Source organism: Streptomyces atratus, from assembly GCF_014648655.1.
GTDB lineage: Bacteria > Actinomycetota > Actinomycetes > Streptomycetales > Streptomycetaceae > Streptomyces > Streptomyces atratus.
Window position 1 is genome coordinate 1 of sequence record NZ_BMRN01000063.1, and the last position, 17,513, is coordinate 17,513.

Consider the following 17,513-nt stretch of genomic DNA (forward strand, 5'->3'; position numbering starts at 1 on the left):
CGAACGGCGTCACGACCGTCAGTCAGAACGGTACGTCGGTGAGTACGGGCGGAAACGGCCCGACCACGGTCGGACCGCAGGGCGGGCCCGCCTCGGTCACCGTACATCCGGCCGACGGAGCCAACCCGACGCAGGTCACCACCTCCGGCGGCAGCAGTACCACCCTGACGGGGAACGGCGCCCAGACGGACGTCAACGGCACCAACACCGCGAACAGCACGATCAACAACGACGGCACCATCAGCAACAACGCCCCAGCGGGCCCCAACAGCACCGTCGTCACGGGGGCGAACGGCACCACCGCCGCCGACAACAACGGCAACTTCGGCGTGGACAACACCGGCACGGTCACCAGCGGCCCGGTCACCATCACCTCCAACACCGACGCCAACAACAACCCCGTGGCCACCTTCACCGACACCGGAGCCGGCGGTGCGCAGGCCGATGTCGGCACCAACGGCGTCGACACCCAGGGCGTCAGCACCACGGTCGACCCGGGCGGCGACGTCACCTTCACCCACCATCAGACACCCGGCGGTCCGGCCACGACCGTCAACTCGGGACCCGACGGCACGATCACCGTACACACCCCCGACGGGGCCGAGGCGAAGGTGCCGCCGCGCCCGAACCCCGCGGGCGGCCCGCCGGCCGCAGGTGGCGCACCGGCACCCGCACCGGCCCCCAGCACGATCACCAACAACAACGGCGCCACCATCTCGTCGGACGGGCAGACCACCACGTTCACCGCCGACGGGTTCACGACCACCATCGGCAACGACGGCACCGGCCCGGCCACCACCACCGTCCACCACGACTCCGGCGTCAGCCACACCGTCGACAACAACGGCCAGGCCACGGTGGACAACTCGCCGAGCGGCGCCGGCATCACCGGCACCAACACCCAGGTGACGGTGAACACCCCGCAGCAGGAGGGCTGGGGCCTGTTCGGCAAACCGGACATGACAGGTGGCCAGAACACCCTGTCCAACGGCCCGGACGGCCCCACGATCACCACGCAGGGGGCCGACCCGATCCACGAACCCGGCAGCACCGTCGTGCACGGCCCGAACGCGGGCGGACCCGAGGGCGAGTTCTCCGTCACGTACGGACCGGCCACCGGCACCTTCGCGCCCGGCGGCGTCACCGGCCTCGGCCCCTCCGGCACCCACGTCGACCCGGTCACCCAACTTCCCGTCGACACGGCGGGCAACCCCATCGGCAACAACCCCGGCGACACCACCATCAGCACCGTTACCGGCGACGGCAACAGCGGCATCACCGTGCCCACGCCCGGGGGTGGCCCCGTCGTGCACCACGACGGCTTCTACGGCGGCAACACCGGCGTCGACACCGGCAACAGCACCCTCGGCAAGAGCCCCGGCGACGTGGAGAACGCCGGTACGCCGGGCCAGAAGTCCGACATCCTGGACGGCCCGCAAAACCCCTACAATAACGGCCCCGCGCCGGGCCCCGAGACCTTCACGGTGGGCGGCAACGGCGGCGGGCCCTCCGCGGACGTCCCGGTCGGCGGCAAGGACGACTCCACCGTCCACGGCGGCCCGTTCGACGTGAAGGCCAACGGCGACGGCTCCTTCGACGTGTCCGTGCCCGGCAGCAACCAGCCCGGCGACAAGGTCACCGTCGGACCGGACGGCACCCTCACCGGGCCCGGCGTGACTCCGGCGGCGCAACCCGGAGCAGGACAGCAGGGGCCCGCCCTACCCCCGCAGGTCACGTTCAGCAACAACACCACCGTCACCGGCGGGCAGGGCACGGCGCCCGTCGTCACCCCCGACGGCGGCGGCGCCACCACCACCTTCGCCAACGGTGCCGCCACCACCACCAGCCAGGGGGGCAACGTCACCATCACGCAGAACCCGGACGGCACCACCACGTTCAGCAACGCCGCGGGCGGCGAGAACACCACGTTCACCGTCACCAAGGACGGCGTGGAAGGCACCGTCACCACGACCGACAACAACGGCAACCAGACCACGTTCGACGTCTTGGTCAACAACAACGGCTCGGTGCAGGTGAAGGACGCCAACGGCAAGACCCTCACCGAGGTCGACGCGAACGGCTCCTTCAACGAGCAGCACACCCCGATCCACGACTACCACGCCTACGCGGGTGGCCCCACCTCCGTCACCGAGCTCCATGAATACGGCTACGAGGCCCTCACCAGCATCCTCAAGGGCGCTGTCGGCCAAGCCGTCAGCGTCGGCTACGAGGTGGGCGCCAACGGCGCCGACGCACAGACCACCCTGGAGAACGCGGGCATCAAACTCGGCTACGGCGTGGGCAATTCCCTGGCCGGCAAGAAGGTCGAGAACGACCACGGATTCAAGACCAAGGGACCCGAGGTGCCCCTCGCCTCGCTTCCCACGAAAACCATCGGCGCCGTCAACTCCAACCAGGACACCGAATTGGCGAATCCGCCGGAAGAAGCCCCCATCAAGGTCTGAACCGATTGGGCGCACCCGCCGTGTGTAGGGCGCGGGTCCACGAAATGGTCCGTGAAACACCCATCCGCACAACCGACTTGGAAACGGGAGACATTCCGATGGCCGATTACATCGTCAACGACGAGAAGACCGGCGCCGCCGCCACGCAGACCATGAACGAGTACGAGATCGCGGTCGCCCAGCTCAACAAGATCAAGGCCGATCTGGACGCGCTCACCGCCGACGGCTACAACACCCCGTCGGCGAGGAACGACTTCCAGCCCTTCGTGCAGGAGTACACGGACAACTACGGCAAGGTCACCGAAGGCCTCACGGGCATCTCCGAGTACATCAAGAAGTACGGCGAGGGCATGACCCAGTTCGACTCCGAGATGGGTGCCAGCCTCCGCAAGTGACCCCGCGCGGACGTCGGCCGGGCCGGGCCGGCTCCCTCTCCGGTCCGGCCCGGCCCGGCCGACATTCCCGCACCCCTGGCAACCCCTGGTGACCCCCGTGCCCAAGGAGCACTGACGATGCGTCTGACCGTCACCGCCGTCGACCCGGAGCAGGGTCAGACCGCGGACATCATGATCGAAGCCGACCCCGAGGCCCCCGCGGGCGAGCTCGCCGAGCAACTGCACCGGCGGCTGCGCGGCGGCATCCCGAAAGCGCCGCCCGTCCTGTACCACGGGGCCACCCCGCTCCCCGCCGACCAGCCGATGGCCGCCGCCGCCCTGCGCTCCGGCAGCCTGCTGTCCCTGGACGCCCCCGCACCCGAGGCGGGCCCGGAGCCGGATGGCGTGGTGGAACTGCGCGGCGTCGGCGGCGCCGACGCGGGAGTGGTGTTCCGGCTGCCGCCCGGCGACTACGAGATCGGCTCCGCCGCGTCCTGCCGCATCCAGCTGCGTGCCGAAAGGCTCGCGAAGACCGCGGCGCGCCTGAAGGTACACGCCGACTCCACCGCGACCGTACGTTCCGTCGACCAGGACGGCGTCACACGGGACGGCACCGAGGTTCGGGACTGGACCACATGGCCGCTCGGCGGCGTCCTCGCCGTCGGCCCGGCCCTGCTCGAACTGGCCGCGCCCTCCGTGCCCGACGCCGCCCTCCAGCCCTCCGACGACGGCGTCGGGCTCGACTACAACCGGCCGCCCCGGCTGCTGCCCCCGCCCGTCAACAACCGCTTCCAGCTCCCCGTGCCGCCCGGCAAACCCACCCGCAACAAGCTCCAACTCATGCTGATCTTCGCACCGTTGATGATGGCCGGCGTCTCGTTCGTCATCTTCAACAACCCCAGATTCCTGGTTTTCGGCTTCCTCTCCCCGGTCGTCGCCCTCATCTCCCAGTTCTCCAACAAGCGTCGGGGCAAGGAGAGTTACGAGGATCAGCTCAAGGAGTACGAGGAGAAGAAGGCCGCACTGGAACAGGACGTGGACGAGGCGGTTCTCGCCGAACAGCACGCCCGGCGCCTCGCCGCCCCGGACCCGGCGTCGGCCCTCCTGATCGCCACCGGCCCGCGTCAGCGGCTGTGGGAGCGTCGCTGGCGCGACAGCGACTTCCTGCTGATGCGGCTCGGCGTCGCCGACCGCCCCGCCTACGTGGAGCTCCAGGACCCCGCCGAGCCGGAACACCGCCGCAGGGTCGACCGCACCACGCACGCCGTGCCCGTGACCGTGCCGCTGCGCGCCGCCGGCGTCATGGGCGTCGCCGGCGGCGCCACCGCCGAGCCGCTGGTGCGCTGGCTGATCGCCCAGGCCGCCGTCCTGCACAGCCCATCCGACCTGCGGATCTGTGTACTCTCCGGCACCAGTGGCGCGGACCGCTGGTCCTGGGTGCACTGGCTGCCGCACTGCGCGCCCCTCGGCGAGGACACCATCTCCCTGGTCGGCGCGAGCGCCGAGTCCGTGGGCCGCCGCATCGCCGAACTCACCGCCGTGATCGCCGCCCGGCAGGGGGCCGGCGACCGGGCACCGCGCGGCGGCGCCGCGGGCGAACCCGACGTCCTGGTCGTCCTCGACGGTGCCCGGAGACTGCGCTCCCTGCCCGGCGTCATCCAGATCCTCCGCGACGGACCGGCCGTCGGCGTGTACGCGCTGTGCGTGGACGACGAGGCCAGGCTCCTGCCCGAGGAGTGCCGCGCCGTGGCCGTGGCCGGGCCGAAGTGGCTGCGCGCCGAGCAGGACAGCGCCGACCCTGTCGACGAGGTCCGCATGGACGCGCCGACCCGCTCCTGGTGCGTTGGCGTGGCCCGCGCGCTCGCGCCGATCCGCGACGTGGGCGACGACGCCGACGAGAGCCTGCTGCCTGCCTCCGCCCGGCTCCTGGACGTACTCGGTCTCGAACCGCCCACCCCCGACGCCGTCGCCGCGCGCTGGGTGATCGCCGCCCGCAGCACCCGCGCCGTGCTCGGAGAGGGCGTGGACGGTCCGTTCGCCGTCGACCTGGCCGCCGACGGGCCGCACGGCCTGATCGCGGGCACCACCGGATCCGGCAAGTCCGAACTGCTTCAGTCCCTCGTGGCGAGCCTCGCCGTCGCCAACCGGCCGGACGAGCTGAACTTCGTGCTCGTCGACTACAAGGGCGGCAGCGCCTTCGCCGAGTGCGAGGAGCTGCCGCACACCGTCGGCATGGTCACCGACCTGGACACCCACCTCGTGGAACGGGCCCTGGTGTCCCTCGGCGCCGAACTGAAGCGACGCGAGCACATCCTCGCGGAGGCCGGGGCCAAGGACATCGACGACTACACCGACAAGCGCACCCGCCATCCCGAACTCGCCCCCATGGCCCGGCTCGTCCTCGTCATCGACGAGTTCGCGTCGATGGTTCGGGAACTCCCCGACTTCGTCTCCGGACTCGTCAACATCGCCCAGCGGGGCCGCTCCCTCGGCATCCACCTGATCCTCGCCACCCAGCGGCCCTCCGGCGCGGTCACCGCCGACATCCGCGCCAACACCAACCTGCGGATCGCGCTGCGCACCACCGACACGGGCGAGAGCCGCGACATCATCGACGCCCCCGACTCCGGGCAGCTCTCGCCCCGCACCCCCGGCCGCGCCCACGCCAGGCTCGGCCACGCGGCGCTGCTGCCGTTCCAGACAGGCCGGATCGGCGGCCGCCGCCTCGACGCGTCGGCCACGGACGAGGGCCGCCCGGCGCCGGTGCTCACCGAACTCCACTGGGAGGCCCTCGGCGCCCCGATGCCGAGGCCCCAGGCCCAGGAGGACACCTTCCAGCCGGTCACCGACCTGTCGGTCCTGGTCGACGCGGTACGCGACGCGGCCACCCAGCTCTCCGTACCCCCCGCCCGCCGCCCCTGGCTGCCCCCGCTGCCCGGCATCCTCACCCTCGCCGACCTGCCCGCGTGGCCCGAGGCGGCCGAGGACAGGCGGCTCACCCCGGTGGCGTACGGCCTCGTGGACGTGCCCACCGAGCAGGCGCAGCGTCAACTCGCCTTCGATCTCGACGAGATGGGCCATCTGTACATCATCGGCTCGCCGCGCAGCGGCCGCTCCCAGGCGCTGCGGACCCTCGCCGCCGCTCTCACCGGCGCGCACGGCTGCGCCGACGTCCACCTGTACGGACTCGACTGCGGCAACGGCGCCCTCCAGGCCCTCGCCGGGCTGCCGCACTGCGGTGCCGTGGTGGACCGGGGGCAGGTCGAGCGGGTGGCCCGCCTCCTGAACCGCCTGGTCGCCGAGGTCGGGCGACGCCGTGAACTCCTCGGCAGGCGGGGCGTCGCCGACCTCACCGAGCTGCGCCGCGTCCTGCCCGAGCCGGAGCGGCCCCCGCACGTCCTGCTGCTCGTCGACCGGTTCGAGGCGTTCGAGCGGGACTTCGCCAACTACGACCAGGGCAGCCTGATGGACGCCATGACCCTGCTGATGCGCGAGGGCGCGAGCGTCGGCCTGCACCTGGTCCTGACCGGTGACCGCATCCTCGGCCAGAACCGGTTCTCCTCCACCACCGAGGACAAGCTGGTCCTGCGCCTCAACGACCGCACCGACTACTCCATGGTGGGCCTCCACTCCCGCGACGTCCCCGAGGACCTCCCGGCCGGTCGCGGTGTCCTCGCCAAGGACACCAACAGCGCTCAGATCGCGTTGATCCCCCGCAGCGACGGCAGCGACGGCAGCGCCCGCACCGACGCCACCGGCGCGGGCCAGGCCCAGGCGCTCGGCGTACTCGCCGAACGGGTCAGGGAACGCGACGCCGACGTGCCCGCCGAGCGCAGGCCGTTCCGCGTGGATGTCCTGCCCGACGAGCTGGACTTCGCGGACGCCCTCGCCCGCAGGCCGCACACCGTCTCCCCGCTGTGGGCGATGATCGGCGTCGGAGGCGACGAACTCGCCGCCATCGGCACCGACTTATCGCAGGTGCCGTCCTTCGTGGTCGCCGGTCCGCCGAGGTCGGGCCGCAGCACGGTGCTGCTCACCATGGCGAAGTCGCTGACCGCGTCCGGCACGAAGATCGTGGTCATCGCGCCGCGCAACTCGCCGCTGCGCCACCTTGCCGGACAGCCCGGTGTCGTGGAGGTCTTCACCGACGCCGACGTCGCGGTCGCCGACTTCCGCGCCGCACTCGGCAAGGTGGACAGCCCCGCCGGAGCCATCCTCGTCGACGATGCCGAAATGATGATCAACTCCGAGCTCGACACCGACTTCGTCGCGCTCGCCCGTGGCAGCGCCGGGGACGGCTGGGGCCTGATCATGGCCGGCAACAACGAGGCGCTGCTCGGCGGCATCGGCGGCTGGCAGGCCGCCGTACGCCGCAACCGCTGCGGCGCCCTGCTCGCGCCCCGCCTGATGGGCGACGGCGAACTCGTCGGCGCCCGCCTGCCACGAGGCCTGATGGGACAGGACAGCGAACCCGGCCGCGCCCACCTGCAGCTCGGCGACGGCCGCTTCACCACGGTCCGAGTGCCCGCGACGACGATCGACTGACCGACCGCACGGCGTACGGCACCACCGCGTACCGCACCACAGAGCAAGGCCCGGCCTCCGCTCCCGTCCGGCCACCGGGGGAGCGGAGGCCTTCCGGCCTCCGGCACACGCGAAGAAGAGGGCCCGGCCGTTCCTCCCAGGAACGGCCGGGCCCTCCGCGAGGCCGGCGTCGATCAGGTGGTCGCCGCGCCGGCGGCCAGCGGCTCCTTCTCGCCGAAGGCCAACGTCGACGTGATGGCGTCGAAGAGGTCGTACAGCGGCTCGGCGAGCGGGATGTTCGGGCTGAAGCAGGTGATGACCAGGACCCGCTCACCACCGGGAACCGGCACGAACGTGTGCGTCACCACCATCTTGTACGAGACACCGTCGGCGATCTCCGTCTCCTCGATGCCGGCCATCCGGCCGACCGGACCGACACCGGGCAGCGTCGCCGTCGTGAGGGTCCGGGTGGTGTTCTCGCGGCGCCGCCCGGTGGCCGAGAACTGCTCGGCGATGCCCTTGGCGGAGAAGTCCTCACCGGGCGGCGGCTTCACGCTGAACACCATGAGCCCGGCCATCAGCAGGCCGTCCTCGTACATGGCGGTGGTGCCGGCCGCGTAGACGGCGCCGCGCCTGCGGGCGCCCTCCATGATGCGCCGCGCGCTGCGGAACGTGTGGTTGATGGCGTCCCGGGTCTCCTTCTGCGGAGCGTGCCGCAGCATCTCGGCGCGGCGCTCGGCGAGCGTGTCGCCGTGCAGGTCGTACTCCGTCCAGTTCTCCGGGATGGCGATCCCGAAGGTGTGCGAACCAGTGGTCATGGGACCGTGCTCCTCAGTTCGTTTCGGGCCGGGCTCGTGTTGGGCCGGGCCGACGGGGGGATCGATGAGGCCGTCGTCCTAGGACGGCCGGGCGGCTTTCCCGGCGGGCGGTGCGTCGCCGCCACCGCCCTTGCCGCCGCCTTCCTTCAGCGAAGAGCCCATCTTGGTGTCGAACTCCTCGAAGGCCTTCACGATGGCCTCGCAGGCGTCCTTGAGGTCCTTGCTGTTCCGCTTGACCTGCACGCGCCCGTCCTTCCACGCGTCGTCGAAGTTGGTGCCGGGGCGCACCAGTGGCGGGCCGACGTCCTCGGGGTCGTAGCCCGAGGGCCGGGTGTCGATGAGATCCATCACCCGGCCCAGAAGTTCACCGAGACGTTGCACCTCGTCTCCCGGCATCTCGATCTCGGCCAAGGCTCCTCCCTCGTACGCGTCGTCCGGCGGGCATGTCCCGCCCCGCTCCAGGAACGACCGTGGACGCGGGACGGTTCAACGGCCCGCCGGATCAAGGGCGTACGGGAGGCGGAGCCGCAGGGAGGGTCACGCGGCCTTGCGGACGAGCTTGCCGTCGGGTGCCACGGCGAACCACTCGCCGTCCAGGCCCTGCCCATTGACGTCACCGGGCCCCGTGTCGCCGACGTAGTAGTACAGCGGCCAGTCCCCGTACGTTACGTGGACGGCACCCCCCGAGTGCTTCGCCTCGCGCAGCAGCGACCTCCTGATGCCCTGGCCCGCGGTGGCGGGGGCGGGGCTGGTCAGCGCGGGCCATACGGCGATGCACTCCGCGTCGCAGTTGCTTGCGGCGTCCTTGTCCTTGGTGAAGGCGTACAGGGTGCGGCCCTTGCCGTCGACCAGGATGGAGCCGAGTCCGACGTCCGCCACGGTGACCTCGGTGCCGGGCGCGGTCTTGACCGGCCTCCTGCCGCCGCTGGTGTCGCCGTCGTTCCCGGCACCGCAGGCGACAAGTCCCAGGGCCAGCGGGATCGCGAAAAGAGCATTGCGTGCACGCATGGTGATGACCTCTCTCGTACATCGTGAAACGCGACGGGGTGAGTGCCCCGTGCCCACACGTGCTGCCTGCCCTCCGGGTTCAGCGCGCGCCGCCCCTTCAGCCCTCCGGCCCCCGACAACGCGGATCGCGGGCGCGTTGAACCGCTCGGCCTGTCCGTTCGTTCGTCGACGCGAAGGGCCCGAACGCAAGCCCCACTCCCGGAAGGACGAAAGACATGCGCAGGCTCACTGTTGCGGCGGCCGCCGCCGTGCTCGTCGCCGGTCTCACCGGTTTCGCAGGTACGACCCCGGCGTCGGCCGAGGACGGCCCCGACGCCGGGGGTTCCCGTGGCGCCGGAGTCTCACCGGCCACCGCCGAAGCGGCGCAGGCACCGGCCGTCTCCCTGGTCGCCCGGCTCACCGGCGACCAGGACGGGCCCACCGCGGGCGACCAGGACGGCAAGGCCGTCGCGCTCGTCAAGGTCAGGGGCGACCGCGTCACCTTCGCCCTCACCTGGAACGGCATCGGCAGGCCGACCCGCGGCCACCTCCACCGGGGCCGGCCCGGCAGCGACGGCGGGGTGAAGGCCGAGCTGTTCGGCACGGCCATGCCCGCCTCGGTGAACTCCGCCGCCGGGCAGACCTCGATGTCCTCCGCCGCGCTCGCCCGGCAGCTGCGCACCGATCCCGGCGGCTTCTACGTCGACCTGCACTCCGAGGAGTTCCCCGGCGGCGCGGTGCGCGGCCGGCTCCGGATCCTGGAGAAGCCGGTGAACCCGCTCAGCATCATCAGGGGAGGAAAGCTGCGCGCGCTCGCGGACGGTGGCCAGGAAGTTGCGGGCGACGACCCCGGCAAGGTGGGCGACCCGGACGGGCACAGCACCACGTTCCTGCACCCGAGGACGGACCGCGTCGACTACTCCATGGCCTGGGTGAACATCGGAGCGCCGCTGGCCGGACACATCCACGAGGGGGTGCTCGGCGAGAACGGCGACGTACGGCTTCCGCTGTTCGTCACTCCCGTACCGAAGAACGTCTTCGCGATCTCTGGCAGCGTCAGCGTCCCCGACGCCGAGGTCATCGCACGCCTCAAGGGAAGCCCGACCGGCTTCTACTCGAACGTGCACACCCAGGAGTTCCCCGACGGCGCCGTAAGAGGGCAGTTGTTCCGCTGACGCTCACCGGCAAGGGGTTGACGGAGGTTTCGCGGGTGGCTTGTGGGCAATCTTGATTGCCCCGGCCCCCGGTGACACCCTGCTTCCGTGCGCATCAAGCTGCCCTTCCCCAACTCCCTTCTGTTCTGGGGGATTCTGCCCGTGACGCTCGGGCTGATCGTGTTCCTGGGCGTCATGACGTTCGGCGCCGGCAGGGCCGCCACGGTGTCCGGCGCACCCGCCGACGACAAGTACGTGGACATCGGGACCGTTCTGCCGACCCGGGCGCCCGCAGCCGGACCCGACGCGTCCACCGGCTCGTACACCGTCGACTGCGGACGCAACGAACAGGGCCACTACAACATGGACAACGTCGTGATCTCCCCGGGCGTCGTGAACGGCGCCCACCACACCCACGACTACGTCGGCAATCTCTCCACCGACGCACTGTCCACCGATCGGAGTCTGGCCGCCGCCGACACCACCTGCGCGGGCGGTGACCGGTCCACGTACTACTGGCCGGTGCTGCGCCGCCTCGACCGCACCGGTGACGCCCACAAGGCCGGCGTCGGCGCCCACGGCAACACCGGCGAGGTCGTCACCGCCTCCTCGGTGCGGGTGGAGTTCCGCGGCAACCCGGTCAGCTCGGTCGTCGGCATGCCCCGCTTCATGCGGCTGATCACGGGCGACCCGGTCGCGGCCACCACGGACAGAGCGAACGTCCGTGCCCAGTGGGGCTGTTCCGGCTACCCGGACCGGTTCACCCAGAACTATGCACGCTGCCCGCAAGGCAGCGGACCGACCCGCACCCTGGACTTCCCGAGCTGCTGGAACGGCCTCGCTACCGACAGCCCCGACCACCGCGCGCACGCACAGTTCCCCGCCGCCGACGGCACCTGCCCGCGGGCCACGTTCCCTGTGCCGCAACTGCGCGTCACCCTTACCTATGAACTCCCGGAGGGCACGCCGTTCGCCGTCGACTCCTTCCCGGAGCAGCTGCGCGATCCGATCACCGACCACGCGATGTTCGTGAACGTGATGACCGGGGACCGCATGGCGGAGCTGGTGCGCTGCATCAACGAGGACCGGCAGTGCAAGTCCGGGTGACCAGGCCCTCGCACGACGCCCCGACTGGCCTGTGATTCAGTTCACATCCGCCCCGGATTGAACCGGCCCGGCCCGCCGTCCGTGTTCAGCGCATTGGCCCAGGAGAGGACGGAGAGAATGGATGGCGGCATTGTGGTCCCGCAGTCGGCAGAGACAGGACACCGGTGACGAGGCACTGATCCGGTCCCTCTACGAGGAACACGGCAGAGCCCTGCTCGCGTACGCACAACGCCTGACCGGTGATCGCAGCGCCGCTGAGGACGTGGTCCAGGAAACCTTGATCCGGGCCTGGAAACACCCGGACGCGCTGGTCAACGGCAAGGGCTCGGTGCGTGGCTGGCTGCTCACCGTGGCCCGCAACATCATCACGGACCGGTACCGGGCCAAGGCCGCGCGCCCCACGGAGGTCGCCGAGTCGGTGACCACCCAGCCCGTCGAGCAGGACCACGCGGACGCCGTGGTCGACTCGATGGTCGTCATGGAGGCGCTCGACCGGCTCTCCCCGGACCACCGGGACGTGCTTATGGAAATCTACTTCCAGGGCAGGAGCGTTGCCGAGGCGGCGAACAGACTCGGGATACCACCCGGGACGGTCAAGTCCCGGTCACACTATGCGTTGAAGGCCCTGCGGGACATGTACGCGGACAGACCGAAGGCAGTGAAGCTGGTGGCGTTGAAGGGGGTGGCGGTGTGAGCACCAAGGAACATGACAGTGAACTGCTCGGCGCCTACGTCCTCGGCGCGCTCGATGAGCAGGAGGTGCGAACCGTCGACGAACACATGGCGTCGTGCCAGAAGTGCCGCGACGAACTGGACGGGCTGCGGGACATGGAGTCCGCGCTCGGCGAAGTACCCCCGGAGGCGTTCCTCGACGGGCCCCCGGAAGGTGGTGACCTGCTGCTCCAGCGCACGCTGAGGCAGGTCCGCAGCGAACGCGCCGGGCAGACGCTGCGGCGAAGAGCGGTCCTGGGCGCGGTCGCGGCGGTCGCGGCGGCAGCCGTCCTCGGTGGCGGCGTCCTGATCGGCCAGAACACCGGCGAACGCACCCACGAGGCGATCCCCCCGGCCCCCTCGGTCGCGGCGACCGTGCCACCGGCTCAGCCGGGCGGCATGAAGGTCGTCGAGGGCCGCAGTGCCTCGACCGGCAGCGAGATGAGGCTCCGGGTGACCCCGGCCGTCGACTGGATCCGCCTCAACGTCTCGGCCATGGGCATCCCGGCGGGCGAGCGCTGCCGCGTGGTGGTCGTCGCGAAGGACGGCAGCCGCGAGATCGCGGGCAGCTGGCTCGTCGTCGACGAGAAGAAGGGTGCCAACCTCGACGGCTCGGCGGCCGTCCCCATGGACGACGTACAGAAGGTCGTGATCGAGAACGACAAGGGCAAGGAGTACGTGTCCGTCGACGTCTGAACCCCGCGGGCCCGGACGTGGACCGCGACCTGCCGGGTGGTGTACGGATCGGTGTGGCGAACAGATCAGTGAGGCCGTTCCCCGTCGGAGCGGCCTCACTGATGGCGGCGCCTGCGATCACGATCCGCCCGGCACGCCTCGGTCGTACCCAGCATTGTCCGGTTCGAGGAGCGGAGGCTCGTCCGTCATGCGGGCGGGAGCCATGACGCGCAGAGGCACTGTCACGTTGGCTGACGGGTGGGATGATCTTCGGGTTGATCATGGTGGAGGGGGTTGTCCGTGGGCAGTACGCCGCCGTCGTACAAGGGGCACCGGTACCCGGTGGAGATCATCTCCCACTGCGTCTGGCTGTACTTCCGGTTCCCGCTCAGCTTCCGCGAGGTCGAGGAGCTGATGCTCGAGCGCGGCGTCATGGTGTCCTACGAGACGGTGCGCCAGTGGTGCCTGAAGTTCGGCCAGGCCTACGCGAACGGCCTGCGGCGCCGCCGTCCTCGGCCCGGCGATAAATGGCACCTGGACGAGGTCTTCATCAAGGTCAACGGCGAGGTGAAGTACCTGTGGCGGGCCATCGACGTCGACGGCAACGTGCTCGACATCCTGATCCAGAACCGCCGCGACAAGGCCGCGGCCAGGCGTTTCTTCCGCAGACTCCTCAAAGAGACCGGCACGGTGCCGCGGGTGGTCGTCACCGACAAACTCCGCTCCTACAGCGCCGCCCACCGCGAGGTGATGCCCTCGGTCGAGCACCGCTCCCACAAAGGACTGAACAACCGGGCGGAGAACTCGCACCAGCCCACCAGGCAGCGCGAGCGCGCGATGAAGGGCTTCCGCAGCGTCGGTGGCGCCCAAAGATTCCTGGCCGCGTTCAGCGGCATCTCGCCCCACTTCCGACCCGGCCGTTACCACCGCACCGCACCCGACCACCGCCTCGAGATGACCGTCCGCTTCACGATCTGGGACCAGATCACCGGCGCCGCCGGCCTGCCCGCCACGGCCTGACCGACAGCCAACAGCCGCCTCGACCACGCCCTGACGCACCGCCAGACGCCTATACCCCCGACAACGTGACAACGCCCTCTGGAGACCTGCACGGTCGGGTCGGTGCGCATTTTCTCTGCCGCGGCCGCGAGTTCGTGGTCGGGCATGCCGTTGTGGATCCCGGCCTGGGCGGGTAGCAGCTGCTGCATGATGTTCTCGCCGAGCTCGGTCAGCAGGATCGCTGTCGGGGTTTCCCCGGGTTCGTGCCGGAGGAGCGCGGCCGTGTCGGTCTCGGCGTCGCGCCACACCGCTTCCAGGTAGCCGCATGCGCGGAGGATGTCATCCGGCGCCATGGGGTCGGTCATTATTTGTACTCCCACATGTTGTCGGTCCGCGCCCGGTCGAGGTCGATGCGCACGACCAGCCCATGATGGTCCGAGGCATCTTCCGGGGTGTCGAGCAGGGCGTAGTTGATGATCGTGTCGCGCAGTGGCGCCGACACCCACAGCTGGTCGATCCGGTCGTCGGTCGCGGTCCGGCGCAGCAGCGCCTTGTCGCCGCGCTCCTCGAAGAGCTTGGCCGCTGCGTCGAAACGAACTTGCCACTCGACCGTTCTGCGGGATGACATGCCCTCATGAGCAGAATGGCGCAGGTGCTAGTCCTTGCACGGTACGAGGACGAGGTGATGGAGCCGCTGACGCGGGTCGACGAGACGCGTACTTGGCGCGGCCGTTTCGAGCGGATACCGGACTGGTTTGTCGGCGGGTGGTATCTCGAGTTCTTCCGCGAGAGCCAGCGCCGCGGGGTCCTCGCGGACCTGGAGGCGCTGCCGTGGAACAACCCGGAGTGCGTGCAGGTCATGCTCCACGACGAAGACGACGATTGCTTCGGGCTGTGGATGTTCCATGATGGGGTGCTGGTCGAGGTATCGATCCCGCGCACACAGCGGGTTCACACGCCGCCACCGCCGTGGTGGGGCGACAGTCCCCGACCCGGATACCTACAACGAACGGACGGACCGGACGCAGAGGCGCTATCGCAGCACTCCCCCGAGCACGAACAGGACCCACGACTCTGCTGGTAACGAGAACATGGCGGGACAGCCCTTGCGAGCTCGTTACTCGGTGGCTTCGCTGATGCAGTTGGCCGCGGCGAGGTCCTGCTCATCCAGGAGATCGGGTCGACCCTCCAGCAGATCGACAGGGCCGTTGCGGTCCGGCTCCCGAAGCAGGAGTAGCCACCGCATCGCAACGAAGCGCCGAGGGCCGGTTTTCTGAGCTCGGGAAGTCGGCCTTCTCGGTTCCTTGTCCGGCGCAGGCCCGCGTAGTTTGAGTGAGAACACCTCGGAGCCCGACACTTTGGAGCCCGGCGCGTGGACGCGAAACACGACCATCCTGCCCTCGATCAGGCGGTTGCCTGGCCCAGCCTGCGCATGTGGGCTCGGTGGGAAGGCAAGAGCGTCGGTCTCGTGTCGCTGGCTCCCACACGCGGTGCGCAGGCGGAGCAGGTGTTGATACCGTGCGACGCGGCGCTGCTTATACAGCTCGGCAGGATCTCGCTCGGCAGCAGTCGGGCCAGCTTGTACGTCGCACGCCTGACAGACGAAAGCGCTGACTGACGGCTGGTGCTGTGTCCAAGAGGCTCAGCAGGCGCGGTCCGGGTCCACGGAACAGCCTCGTCACTGACAGACGCGCTGTACGGCAAGACACGGTTGGCAATGCTCGAGGCGGGCCAGATACGGAGGGCCGCGGGGAACCCGGCAGAGGGTGCGCAGTGGAGCTTACTGGCGCGCCAACTGCTGATGGCGAAGCGGTCGGCCCGCCGCGGGCGCAGTGTGCGGACCATGCCGGGCGTTCTTCCGCCAGTGTCGCGCGGGGGCGACGAGTTGGATCGAGTGCATGGTTGCAGGTCACGGGGCAACGGGGGCAAGCAGACGTGCAACAGGCATGTTGCACCGCAGCGGAGTGCTCACCACACCAGGATCTGAGTAAGGTGCGGCTCTTTTGAAGTGACGGTCGGGGTCAATCGTCATCGATGTTGACACCCGGCTCGTCGTCGTGGCCGGCTGGCCCCTGCCCGCAACCACAACGACTGCACGGCGTGGGTGGAATCCGGTGCGAAGGCCGCCGTCGGCCCGCACCATGACGGTCGCCGACGGCGGCACGACATTCTCGGGAACGCCCATCTGCGTGGCCCCGATCTCCGGGATGCCCGTCGCGGGAGCGGTGTGCTCGGTGTAGCCGTACCCGTAACTCGGCGGGACAAGGGGAAGGTGAGGGCGTGAAGATCCCATGGAGGTATGGGAGTTGACCTTCACGCCACCTCCACACATACTGACGTTCAGTGCAATGTCACATTGTAACTGCATCCTGAGTGCATCAGTGATGCCTATGAACGACGCCTCTGAACAGGGAGAACTACCCTCATGTCTCGTATCGCTCTGCTCGCCACCGCGGCCGCGGGCCTGGCCTTATTCGGCGCGGCCCCGGCCACCGCCGCACACGCCCCCACCACCACTGCCACCACCGTGACGTGCGGTCCGTCCGCCCTCCGGGTGGGCTTGTCGACCAAGGTGTGCGCCGAAGTCACCGGCAACAGCGTGCAGCTGTACGGCCAGATAAGCCTGGCGGGCCCGCCCAGCCCGGGCTCCACGCTCCCGGTCAAGGACCTGACCACGACCCTCACCGGCAACGCCGTCGGCGGCACCTCCCTCGGCCACCTGGTGCAGCCGGTCCGTTTCCAAGCCGCGACCACCCAGGTCCGTGGCGTCGGCGGCACCGTCCCCTGCGGCTCGACCGTCCACGCCGAGTTCACCTCATCCGCCCTCGGCTATCCCTCCAGCCCGGTGACCCTGGACGTTCCGGTCACTTGCTGACGAACGTCCGACACAATGAGCAGGCTGCGCGGCTGGAACCGGACGCGGAGCCTGCCCGCGGCAGCGAGAGCGGTTACTTCGAGCAGCCCTTGAATTCCCCGTCTCCCACGCTGTGCGGCAGATGGCCCGCCAGGGGGGGCGGCCCGAAGATGAGGTGACCCCGGCGGTGTGGACACTCTGACAATTGGATCTGCTGCGCCCTTTCCTTCGCTCAGCGGCCAAACAGACGCAGCAACCGGGCTTGGCGGGCCTCCCCGGCCACGGGTGGAGCCCCTGGGGCGGCGAAGAAGCGGTGGGTAGTGTCGGCGGAGACAGGCGACTCCGCCAAGCCGGCGTAAATTTCGGCGAGGTGCTCTTCGATCCAGGCGACGAGCTCAGGATCGAGCTTCTCGGGAGCGTTGACGGCTCGGGCCAGGTCCCAGGTGTGAATGGTCGCGTCCGTGGTGCGGACTGCGAGGGCCTGTTCTCCGGTCACCAGGCCGAGAGCGTAGTCGAGAGTCTGCTGGAGGGCGCCCGGCCTCCGGAACGCCTCGGCGCACTCCCGCACCGACCGGATGTAGGCACCCACCGGATCGCTGCCCAGAGCGTCCTCGTCCCGGAGCTGGAGGAAGTCGGCGGCCGAGCCGCCATCCAGCAGAGAGACGTAGTTGAGGTTTCCCCGGGTCATGTGGTTGACGAGGTGGCGTACGTCCCACTCTGCGCAGGGGGTGGGTGCCGTCCACTGCTCGGCCCGTACCGCGCGCAGCCTGTGGGTGAACTCGGAACCGGAGAGTAGATAGCGGTCGATGATTCCAGCGAAGCGGTATGACATGGCCGCAGCGTAG

General features: G+C 70.0%; 17 protein-coding genes and 1 pseudogene. 12 read left to right on the forward strand and 6 right to left on the reverse strand.

Annotated elements, in window-relative coordinates; translation table 11 throughout:
- From IEZ15_RS39435 to IEZ15_RS39445, 3 genes are all read left to right on the forward strand, one after another.
- A partial coding sequence (locus IEZ15_RS39435) for a beta strand repeat-containing protein (protein ID WP_229846440.1) occupies positions 1 to 2,465 on the forward strand: 2,465 nt, incomplete at its 5' end.
- Positions 2,466 to 2,563: 98 nt separating this feature from the next.
- Entirely contained in the window at positions 2,564 to 2,860 is a 297-nt protein-coding gene (locus IEZ15_RS39440) for a WXG100 family type VII secretion target (RefSeq protein ID WP_189281825.1), read from the forward strand.
- Between the two features lie 117 nt (positions 2,861 to 2,977).
- A complete protein-coding gene (locus IEZ15_RS39445) occupies positions 2,978 to 7,384 on the forward strand; it encodes an FtsK/SpoIIIE domain-containing protein (protein WP_189281826.1) in 4,407 nt (1,468 codons plus the stop codon).
- Between the two features lie 173 nt (positions 7,385 to 7,557).
- Here the strand turns inward: IEZ15_RS39445 and IEZ15_RS39450 are convergent, their stop codons facing one another.
- The 3 genes from IEZ15_RS39450 to IEZ15_RS39460 form a co-directional block, all read right to left on the reverse strand.
- On the reverse strand, positions 7,558 to 8,181 hold the full coding sequence (locus tag IEZ15_RS39450; protein ID WP_189281827.1) for a hypothetical protein: 624 nt from the start codon (positions 8,179 to 8,181) through the stop codon (positions 7,558 to 7,560).
- A 78-nt stretch (positions 8,182 to 8,259) separates the two neighbouring features.
- Positions 8,260 to 8,592 (reverse strand): hypothetical protein, encoded by a 333-nt coding sequence (locus tag IEZ15_RS39455; protein WP_189281828.1) that lies wholly within the window; start codon positions 8,590 to 8,592, stop codon positions 8,260 to 8,262.
- Positions 8,593 to 8,718: 126 nt separating this feature from the next.
- Positions 8,719 to 9,189: a COG4315 family predicted lipoprotein gene (locus IEZ15_RS39460; RefSeq protein WP_072489592.1), complete on the reverse strand. Its 471-nt coding sequence runs from the start codon at positions 9,187 to 9,189 to the stop codon at positions 8,719 to 8,721.
- Between the two features lie 215 nt (positions 9,190 to 9,404).
- On the opposite strand from IEZ15_RS39460, the gene IEZ15_RS39465 reads away from it, so the two are divergent.
- From IEZ15_RS39465 to IEZ15_RS39485, 5 genes are all read left to right on the forward strand, one after another.
- Positions 9,405 to 10,343, forward strand: coding sequence for a CHRD domain-containing protein (locus tag IEZ15_RS39465; protein WP_189281829.1), 939 nt, complete (start codon positions 9,405 to 9,407; stop codon positions 10,341 to 10,343).
- A gap of 87 nt (positions 10,344 to 10,430) precedes the next feature.
- Positions 10,431 to 11,429 (forward strand): DUF1996 domain-containing protein, encoded by a 999-nt coding sequence (locus IEZ15_RS39470; protein ID WP_229846441.1) that lies wholly within the window; start codon positions 10,431 to 10,433, stop codon positions 11,427 to 11,429.
- 121 nt (positions 11,430 to 11,550) lie between these two features.
- Positions 11,551 to 12,123, forward strand: a complete 573-nt coding sequence (locus IEZ15_RS39475) for a sigma-70 family RNA polymerase sigma factor (RefSeq protein WP_072489594.1) — start codon at positions 11,551 to 11,553, stop codon at positions 12,121 to 12,123.
- Entirely contained in the window at positions 12,120 to 12,836 is a 717-nt protein-coding gene (locus IEZ15_RS39480) for a zf-HC2 domain-containing protein (RefSeq protein WP_189281830.1), read from the forward strand. Before IEZ15_RS39475 ends, IEZ15_RS39480 begins: the two co-directional genes overlap by 4 nt.
- Before the next feature lie 279 nt (positions 12,837 to 13,115).
- Positions 13,116 to 13,835, forward strand: coding sequence for an IS6 family transposase (locus tag IEZ15_RS39485; RefSeq protein WP_373302729.1), 720 nt, complete (start codon positions 13,116 to 13,118; stop codon positions 13,833 to 13,835).
- Between the two features lie 343 nt (positions 13,836 to 14,178).
- On the opposite strand, the gene IEZ15_RS39490 is transcribed toward IEZ15_RS39485, so the two are convergent.
- A complete protein-coding gene (locus tag IEZ15_RS39490) occupies positions 14,179 to 14,442 on the reverse strand; it encodes a hypothetical protein (RefSeq protein WP_189281832.1) in 264 nt (87 codons plus the stop codon).
- A 57-nt stretch (positions 14,443 to 14,499) separates the two neighbouring features.
- Between IEZ15_RS39490 and IEZ15_RS39495 the strand changes: the two genes are divergently transcribed.
- Positions 14,500 to 14,898, forward strand: a complete 399-nt coding sequence (locus IEZ15_RS39495; RefSeq protein ID WP_308427494.1) for a hypothetical protein — start codon at positions 14,500 to 14,502, stop codon at positions 14,896 to 14,898.
- Between the two features lie 33 nt (positions 14,899 to 14,931).
- On the opposite strand, the gene IEZ15_RS46590 is transcribed toward IEZ15_RS39495, so the two are convergent.
- Positions 14,932 to 15,060, reverse strand: a complete 129-nt coding sequence (locus tag IEZ15_RS46590) for a hypothetical protein (RefSeq protein ID WP_268250495.1) — start codon at positions 15,058 to 15,060, stop codon at positions 14,932 to 14,934.
- Between the two features lie 126 nt (positions 15,061 to 15,186).
- Here IEZ15_RS46590 and IEZ15_RS39500 point away from each other — a divergent pair, with 126 nt between their 5' ends.
- The 3 genes and pseudogenes from IEZ15_RS39500 to IEZ15_RS39505 all read left to right on the forward strand — a co-directional run bounded on the left by IEZ15_RS39500 (position 15,187) and on the right by IEZ15_RS39505 (position 16,689).
- Positions 15,187 to 15,432 carry a hypothetical protein gene (locus tag IEZ15_RS39500; protein WP_189281834.1) on the forward strand — a complete coding sequence of 82 codons (246 nt, stop codon included), beginning with the start codon at positions 15,187 to 15,189 and terminating at the stop codon, positions 15,430 to 15,432.
- A 406-nt stretch (positions 15,433 to 15,838) separates the two neighbouring features.
- Positions 15,839 to 16,000: pseudogene (locus tag IEZ15_RS45830) on the forward strand (IS5/IS1182 family transposase); the annotation flags it as partial.
- A gap of 239 nt (positions 16,001 to 16,239) precedes the next feature.
- Positions 16,240 to 16,689, forward strand: a complete 450-nt coding sequence (locus tag IEZ15_RS39505) for a hypothetical protein (protein WP_189281835.1) — start codon at positions 16,240 to 16,242, stop codon at positions 16,687 to 16,689.
- Between the two features lie 211 nt (positions 16,690 to 16,900).
- Here IEZ15_RS39505 and IEZ15_RS39510 read toward each other — a convergent pair whose 3' ends face one another.
- Positions 16,901 to 17,500, reverse strand: coding sequence for a TIGR03086 family metal-binding protein (locus IEZ15_RS39510; protein WP_189281836.1), 600 nt, complete (start codon positions 17,498 to 17,500; stop codon positions 16,901 to 16,903).
- Positions 17,501 to 17,513 lie beyond the last annotated feature (13 nt).